Genomic DNA, 8,206 nt, shown 5'->3' with positions numbered 1-8,206 from the left:
TTTAAAACTAATATCATGACAATAGGTCAACTACAAAGGCGCATGGTGAATGCCTGGCATCAGGAGCCGATGAAGGACGTGATAAGCTGCGATAAGCTTCGGGTAGGCGCACATAGCCAGAGATCCGAAGATTTCCGAATGAGGAAACTCACATGGAAAAACCCATACCATAGGTGAATACATAGCTTATGGAAGGTAAACCCAGGAACTGAAACATCTAAGTACCTGGAGGAAGAGAAAGAAAAATCGATTTTCTTAGTAGCGGCGAGCGAAAGGGAAAGAGCCCAAACCGGAAATTTATTTCCGGGGTTGCGGACAGAACATTAACGAGAAGTTATGGATAATTGAAGATGACTGGAAAGTCAAGCCATAGAGTGTAATAGCCACGTAAGTGAAATTCATAATAATCAAGTTCTGATCCAGAGTACCACGAGACACGTGAAACTTGTGGGAAGCAGGGAGGACCACCTCCCAAGGCTAAATACTACCTGATGACCGATAGTAAGCAGTACCGTGAGGGAAAGGTGAAAAGAACCCCGGGAGGGGAGTGAAATAGAACCTGAAACCGTGTGCCTACAACCGGTCAAAGCCCCTTATGAGGTGATGACGTGCTTTTTGTAGAACGAGCCAACGAGTTACGGTATGTAGCAAGTTAAGTACTTAAGGTACGGAGCCGAAGGGAAACCGAGTCTTAATAGGGCGACTAGTTGCATGCCGTAGACCCGAAACCGGGTGACCTATCCATGGCCAGGTTGAAGCGGGGGTAAAACCCCGTGGAGGACCGAACCACGTTGCTGTTGAAAAAGCATGGGATGAGCTGTGGATAGCGGAGAAATTCCAATCGAACTCGGAGATAGCTGGTTCTCCTCGAAATAGCTTTAGGGCTAGCGTCGGATATGAGTAGTGGGAGGTAGAGCACTGAATGGGCTAGGGGGCATAGCGCTTACCGAACCTTATCAAACTCCGAATGCCACATACTATTAGTCCGGCAGTCAGACTGCGAAAGATAAGTTCCGTAGTCAAAAGGGAAACAGCCCAGATCGTCAGCTAAGGTCCCAAAGTGTAAGTTAAGTGGAAAAGGATGTGGGATTTCTAAGACAACTAGGATGTTGGCTTAGAAGCAGCCACTCATTAAAAGAGTGCGTAATAGCTCACTAGTCGAGAGATCCTGCGCCGAAGATGTCCGGGGCTCAAACTTACCACCGAAGCTACGGGTTCACACTTATGTGTGAGCGGTAGAGGAGCGTCGTAATCGGGCTGAAGTCGTACCGTAAGGAGCGGTGGACTGATTACGAGTGAGAATGTTGGCATTAGTAGCGAGATGTGGGTGAGAATCCCACAGGCCGAATATCTAAGGTTTCCTCAGGAAGGTTCGTCCGCTGAGGGTTAGTCGGGACCTAAGCCGAGGCCGAAAGGCGTAGGCGATGGACAATCGGTTGATATTCCGATACCACTACTGATCGTTATTATCGATGGTGTGACGGAGAAGGATAGAGTGTGCTAGCTATTGGATGCTAGTCTAAGCGTTTAGGGAGTTAGGAAAGGCAAATCCATCTTAACAATTCTGAGGCGTGATGGGGAAGGTTCTACGGAACCGAAGTACTTGATTCCATGCTTCCAAGAAAAGCATCTAGAGAGAGATGTAGTGCCCGTACCGCAAACCGACACAGGTAGATGAGGAGAGAATCCTAAGGCCGACGGAAGAATCACAGTTAAGGAACTAGGCAAATTGACCCCGTAACTTAGGGAGAAGGGGTGCCTGTGAGAGCAGGCCGCAGAGAATAGGCCCAAGCAACTGTTTAGCAAAAACACAGGTCTCTGCTAAAGCGAAAGCTGATGTATAGGGGCTGACGCCTGCCCGGTGCTGGAAGGTTAAGGGGAACACTTAGCGCAAGCGAAGGTGTGAACTTAAGCCCCAGTAAACGGCGGCCGTAACTATAACGGTCCTAAGGTAGCGAAATTCCTTGTCAGGTAAGTTCTGACCCGCACGAATGGCGTAATGACTTGGGCACTGTCTCAACTGTGAATCCGGCGAAGTTGTAGTGCGAGTGAAGATGCTCGCTACCCGCGATTGGACGGAAAGACCCCGTAGAGCTTTACTGTAGCTTAGCATTGAATTTCGGTATTGTCTGTACAGGATAGGTGGGAGACTGGGAAATCAGGGCGTCAGCCTTGATGGAGTCGTCCTTGGGATACCACCCTGACAGTACTGAGGTTCTAACTGGATGCCATGAATCTGGTGACAGGACATTGTTAGGTGGGCAGTTTGACTGGGGCGGTCGCCTCCTAAAAAGTAACGGAGGCGCCCAAAGGTTCCCTCAGAACGGTCGGAAATCGTTCGAAGAGTGCAAAGGCAGAAGGGAGCCTGACTGCGACACCCACAAGTGGAGCAGGGACGAAAGTCGGGCTTAGTGATCCGGTGGTACCTCGTGGGAGGGCCATCGCTCAACGGATAAAAGCTACCTCGGGGATAACAGGCTGATCTCCCCCAAGAGTCCACATCGACGGGGAGGTTTGGCACCTCGATGTCGGCTCGTCGCATCCTGGGGCTGAAGTAGGTCCCAAGGGTTGGGCTGTTCGCCCATTAAAGCGGCACGCGAGCTGGGTTCAGAACGTCGTGAGACAGTTCGGTCCCTATCCGTCGCGGGCGTAGGAAATTTGAGAGGAGCTGTCCTTAGTACGAGAGGACCGGGATGGACTGACCTCTGGTGCACCAGTTGTTCCGCCAGGAGCACAGCTGGGTAGCTAAGTCGGGAAGGGATAAACGCTGAAAGCATCTAAGCGTGAAGCCCACCTCAAGATGAGATTTCCCATAGCATAAGCTAGTAAGACCCCTTGAAGAACACGAGGTTGATAGGTCAGAGGTGTAAGTGCAGTAATGTATGTAGCTGACTGATACTAATAGGTCGAGGGCTTGACCAAGTTAAAAATATTTCAATAATTGTGTGCAATTTTCAGAGAACAACTCTGAAAAAAGAATATTTGGTGATGATGGCATAGAGGAAACACTCCTTCCCATACCGAACAGGAAAGTTAAGCTCTATAGCGCCGATGGTACTGCATGGGAGACTGTGTGGGAGAGTAGGACGTTGCCAAGTAATATGCGCTATTAGCTCAGTTGGTAGAGCACCTGACTCTTAATCAGGGTGTCCCGGGTTCGAATCCCTGATGGCGCACCAAAAACCTTAGAATAATATTCTAAGGTTTTTTTGTATAATAAATTAATAAATAACAAATGAGAAGTGAGGGATAAACATGTCTTTTAAAAACAAGAAAGTAGGAATTGTTGGAACTGGATTAGTTGGGTCAAGTACAGCTTTTAGTCTCATAACTCAAGGTGTGTGTGATAATATTTTAATGATAGACATTAATGAAGAAAAAGCAAAAGGGGAAGTAATGGACCTACAACATTGTATAGAATACTTAAATAAGAATACAAAGATTGAAGTAGGCAGTTATGATATGTGTAGCGATGTTGATGTTGTGGTAATAACAGCAGGAGCACCTCCTAAAAAGGGTCAAACAAGATTAGACACATTAGAACTTTCAGCTAAAATAGTAGAATCTATAATTAACCCTATAATGAAGAGTGGTTTTAAGGGACACTTTGTTGTAGCATCAAACCCAGCAGATATAATAGCTTATTATGTTTACAGATTATCTGGATTAGATAAAAGTCATGTTATAGGAACTGGAACATCTGTAGATTCTGCAAGATTAAAAAACTTCATTGGAGATTTATTTAATGTAGATCCTAGAAGCGTTCAAGCATATTCAATGGGGGAACATGGAGATTCTCAAATGGTACCTTGGTCTCATGTATATATAGGAGGAAAACCATTTTTAAAGGTAGTTGAAGATAATAAGCAAAGGTTTGGAGACATAGACTTAGATAAGCTGGTTTTAGATACTGCAAAAGCAGGATGGGAAGTATATAATAGAAAAGGCACTACCTATTACGGAATTGCAACGGCTATAGTAGCTATTATAAAGGCTATATTAAACGATGAGAATAAGATAATGCCTGTATCAGCCTTTTTAGATGGAGAGTACAATCAGAAAGATATATATGCTGGGGTACCGGCTGTATTAAATAAATCAGGAATAAAAGAAATTGTAGAAATAGATATGACAGATAGAGAATATGATAAATTTACTGATTCATGTGATGTAATAAGAGAATACATTTCTAAACTAAAATAACCATAAATAGACAAAGTATGGTAATAACTAGGGTTATTACTATACTATTTTTAAATTTTATATAAAAAGTTGTTGACTTACTTAACTAATCCATATATAATTAGGACTTGTTGAGGCAAGAGTTATTGCTTAAAAAATCTGGTGATGATGGCATAGAGGAAACACTCCTTCCCATACCGAACAGGAAAGTTAAGCTCTATAGCGCCAATGGTACTGCATGGGAAACCGTGTGGGAGAGTAGGACGTTGCCAGGTAATATGATCTACTAGCTCAGTCGGTAGAGCACTTGACTTTTAATCAAGGTGTCCGGGGTTCGATTCCCCGGTAGGTCACCAAAGGGTCACTTCACGATGAAGTATTCTCTAATAAGAACTTGCTTAGCATTATATATAAAAAGGGTTTTACAAATGTAAAATCCTTTTTTTTATTAATTATTTTTAAATAGTGATAAAATATCATTTTTTGAGAAAATAAGAAACTTCTTTATACTAGCTAAGTCTTCCTTAAAAGAAGTATTATCATCTTCAGTTAAGTACCCGCTTATTACAATTGATATTATGAAGAATAGTATACCAAGATTAATATAAATATCTTTTATATCTGCAATAAATAAATTGCTAATACCAATAAAGTCTAAACTTCCTCCATAGAAGATTTTATCTATTAAGGAACATAAAGATCCGCTAAATATAAATAGAAAACACATATCTCCGTAAAAACTATTATTCCCATTAGAAAGATAGTATCTATATAGTTCAAAGAATAAAACGATAGCAATGAAGTTTACAAAAATAAGTAAAGGAAAGCTTATGCCAGTACTAAATCTCGCATTAAGCCAAGAGCCATCTGTATTAATAATAGGATTAAAGCTTAAAAAACCTTTAATTATATCTATATAGTCTTCAAAGAAGAAAAATTTTATTATTAATTTAATCCCCTGGTCTATTACCATTAATATAGAAAAGATAATAATTATTGTTTTACATTTAAATCCCTGAGGATATTTTTGACTAAGTTTATAGAAATAGAAACCTACTAAAGCAAATAGAATGATAAGAGCTATGTTCCCAATTATGGTAGGTAAATCTTTTACTCTACCAGTTAGTATTTCAAATAAAAAGTATACACTCCACATTAATGGAAGAATACTAATAGTAAGATATTTTAAGTTCTTCATTTAGACCTCCAAGTTTTAAGTATTCAAGTATATTTAAAGTTTAACATAAGGAGTTAGAAAATTCACTATAAATGGTTTTTAAGGTATAATTGAATTTGAGTATAAAAGAAAACTACGAAAGAGGGAATGAGAATGTTAACAATTTTTGCAGTTTCAGATTCAATTGGCGAAACAGCTAATCAAGTAGCCGTAGCAGCTGCAAGTCAATTTGGAAAAGAGGTAGAAGTAAGAAGGATTCCATATGTAAAAACATTAGAGGACGTAGAAGATGTTATCAGTTTAGTTTCAGAATGTGAGAAGGCAATGATAATATCAACAGTAATTACTGTTAATGTAAGAGAATATTTAACAGAGAAAGCTATTGCAAAAAATATATTTGTAATTAATGTATTAGGGCCTATAATAAATGTAGCGTCTACTTTATTGAATGAAGTTCCCAATTATAATCCTGGGGCTATGTGGAATACTGATGAGGAATACTTTAAGAGAATAGAAGCTATGGAATTTGCTATGCAGTATGATGATAGTAAGGATTATAGAGGACTAAAGAATGCTGATGTAGTTCTTGTAGGGTTATCAAGAACATCAAAAACACCTTTATGTATGTATTTAGCTAACAAAGGGTTAAAAGCTATTAATATTCCATTAGTACCTGAGGTTGGTGTACCAGATGAGTTGTTTGAAATAGACAAAAAGAAAATATTTGGTCTTACTATAAATCCACTACAGCTAATAGAGATAAGAAAACGAAGACTAGATAAGTTTCATAGAATTTCCTCTGATATCGAATATGCAGGAGATGCAAGAGTGCTAGAAGAATTTGATTTTGCAGATAGAATAATTAAGAGGATAGGATGTAAAACAATAGATGTAACACAAAGAGCAATAGAGGATACTGCGCTGATAATATTAGAATCACTAGGACGCAAAAATAATAATTAACATATAATGGGGAAAAGATGCATTAATGCATCTTTTTTGTTTTATAGGACATTAATGTTACTGAAGACTTATACTAAAAAATATTATATTATCATCATTAATAACTTCATTAATAAAGAATAAAGTTGAGGGAGTAACAGTAATCTTAGAAATTTCTATATATTAAGGTTAACATAACTCACCAGGGATCTATATATTTAAGTACATAATAGAAAGATTACAAGACTTATCCAATAAACTATACCAGGTGTATCTACATATGTAGAATTTTGAATTATTGAGAATTAACTAGAAAATAAGAATTATATTAGTATAATAACTGTAAAATGATAATAAGAATAAAAAGAATATGATAATATAAAACACGTCGCTGATACGAAATATGTAAACAACAAAAAATGAAAAAAGTTGTTGACAAGATTTCGACAAGGTGATAAGATAAAAAAGTCGCTTGAGTGCGACACACAGATTGGTCTTTGAAAATTGAACAGAATATAAAGTTAAAAACCAGCAATTCTTTTTTACGAGTAAACTTGAGAAATCAAGTAGCAAGATTAAACTTTTTATTGAGAGTTTGATCCTGGCTCAGGACGAACGCTGGCGGCGTGCCTAACACATGCAAGTCGAGCGATGAAGTTCCTTCGGGAACGGATTAGCGGCGGACGGGTGAGTAACACGTGGGCAACCTGCCTTATAGAGGGGAATAGCCTTCCGAAAGGAAGATTAATACCGCATAAGATTGTAGCTTCGCATGAAGTAGCAATTAAAGGAGTAATCCGCTATAAGATGGGCCCGCGGCGCATTAGCTAGTTGGTGAGGTAACGGCTCACCAAGGCGACGATGCGTAGCCGACCTGAGAGGGTGATCGGCCACATTGGGACTGAGACACGGCCCAGACTCCTACGGGAGGCAGCAGTGGGGAATATTGCACAATGGGGGAAACCCTGATGCAGCAACGCCGCGTGAGTGATGACGGCCTTCGGGTTGTAAAGCTCTGTCTTTGGGGACGATAATGACGGTACCCAAGGAGGAAGCCACGGCTAACTACGTGCCAGCAGCCGCGGTAATACGTAGGTGGCAAGCGTTGTCCGGATTTACTGGGCGTAAAGGGAGCGTAGGCGGATTTTTAAGTGGGATGTGAAATACCCGGGCTCAACCTGGGTGCTGCATTCCAAACTGGAAATCTAGAGTGCAGGAGGGGAAAGTGGAATTCCTAGTGTAGCGGTGAAATGCGTAGAGATTAGGAAGAACACCAGTGGCGAAGGCGACTTTCTGGACTGTAACTGACGCTGAGGCTCGAAAGCGTGGGGAGCAAACAGGATTAGATACCCTGGTAGTCCACGCCGTAAACGATGAATACTAGGTGTAGGGGTTGTCATGACCTCTGTGCCGCCGCTAACGCATTAAGTATTCCGCCTGGGGAGTACGGTCGCAAGATTAAAACTCAAAGGAATTGACGGGGGCCCGCACAAGTAGCGGAGCATGTGGTTTAATTCGAAGCAACGCGAAGAACCTTACCTAGACTTGACATCTCCTGAATTACCATGTAATGTGGGAAGTCCTTTCGGGGACAGGAAGACAGGTGGTGCATGGTTGTCGTCAGCTCGTGTCGTGAGATGTTGGGTTAAGTCCCGCAACGAGCGCAACCCTTATTGTTAGTTGCTACCATTTAGTTGAGCACTCTAGCGAGACTGCCCGGGTTAACCGGGAGGAAGGTGGGGATGACGTCAAATCATCATGCCCCTTATGTCTAGGGCTACACACGTGCTACAATGGCCGGTACAACGAGATGCAATACCGTGAGGTGGAGCAAAACTATAAAACCGGTCTCAGTTCGGATTGTAGGCTGAAACTCGCCTACATGAAGCTGGAGTTACTAGTAAT

At 41.2% G+C, this 8,206-nt stretch carries 3 protein-coding genes, 2 tRNA genes and 4 rRNA genes; 8 read left to right on the top strand and 1 reads right to left on the bottom strand.

The window, feature by feature from the left end; translation table 11 throughout:
• Positions 1–24 precede the first annotated feature (24 nt).
• From DR024_RS04815 to DR024_RS04790, 6 genes are all read left to right on the top strand, one after another.
• A 23S ribosomal RNA gene (locus DR024_RS04815) occupies positions 25–2,922 on the top strand.
• Between the two features lie 59 nt (positions 2,923–2,981).
• Positions 2,982–3,098 (top strand): 5S ribosomal RNA (gene rrf, locus DR024_RS04810).
• A 5-nt stretch (positions 3,099–3,103) separates the two neighbouring features.
• Positions 3,104–3,179, top strand: a tRNA-Lys gene (locus DR024_RS04805).
• A gap of 76 nt (positions 3,180–3,255) precedes the next feature.
• Positions 3,256–4,203, top strand: coding sequence for an L-lactate dehydrogenase (locus DR024_RS04800; RefSeq protein WP_055185309.1), 948 nt, complete (start codon positions 3,256–3,258; stop codon positions 4,201–4,203).
• Positions 4,204–4,340: 137 nt separating this feature from the next.
• Positions 4,341–4,457: ribosomal RNA gene (gene rrf / locus DR024_RS04795) — 5S ribosomal RNA — on the top strand.
• 5 nt (positions 4,458–4,462) lie between these two features.
• A tRNA-Lys gene (locus DR024_RS04790) sits at positions 4,463–4,538 on the top strand.
• Between the two features lie 92 nt (positions 4,539–4,630).
• On the opposite strand, the gene DR024_RS04785 is transcribed toward DR024_RS04790, so the two are convergent.
• On the bottom strand, positions 4,631–5,380 hold the full coding sequence (locus tag DR024_RS04785; protein WP_111918252.1) for a signal peptidase II: 750 nt from the start codon (positions 5,378–5,380) through the stop codon (positions 4,631–4,633).
• A gap of 132 nt (positions 5,381–5,512) precedes the next feature.
• Between DR024_RS04785 and DR024_RS04780 the strand changes: the two genes are divergently transcribed.
• Positions 5,513–6,322 (top strand): pyruvate, water dikinase regulatory protein, encoded by an 810-nt coding sequence (locus tag DR024_RS04780; RefSeq protein ID WP_027099222.1) that lies wholly within the window; start codon positions 5,513–5,515, stop codon positions 6,320–6,322.
• Positions 6,323–6,884: 562 nt separating this feature from the next.
• A 16S ribosomal RNA gene (locus DR024_RS04775) occupies positions 6,885–8,206 on the top strand; the annotation flags it as partial.

It is taken from the genome of Clostridium paraputrificum, from assembly GCF_900447045.1.
GTDB classification, from domain to species: domain Bacteria; phylum Bacillota; class Clostridia; order Clostridiales; family Clostridiaceae; genus Clostridium; species Clostridium paraputrificum.
This window is presented reverse-complemented; position numbering and strand designations above follow the sequence as displayed.

What these genes read in the sequence shown, in the direction of transcription:
- DR024_RS04800 (WP_055185309.1), top strand. Translation starts at nt 3,256, where the DNA reads ATGTCTTTTAAAAACAAGAAAGTAGGAATTGTTGGAACTGGATTAGTT.
- DR024_RS04785 (WP_111918252.1), bottom strand. Translation starts at nt 5,380, where the DNA reads ATGAAGAACTTAAAATATCTTACTATTAGTATTCTTCCATTAATGTGG.
- DR024_RS04780 (WP_027099222.1), top strand. Translation starts at nt 5,513, where the DNA reads ATGTTAACAATTTTTGCAGTTTCAGATTCAATTGGCGAAACAGCTAAT.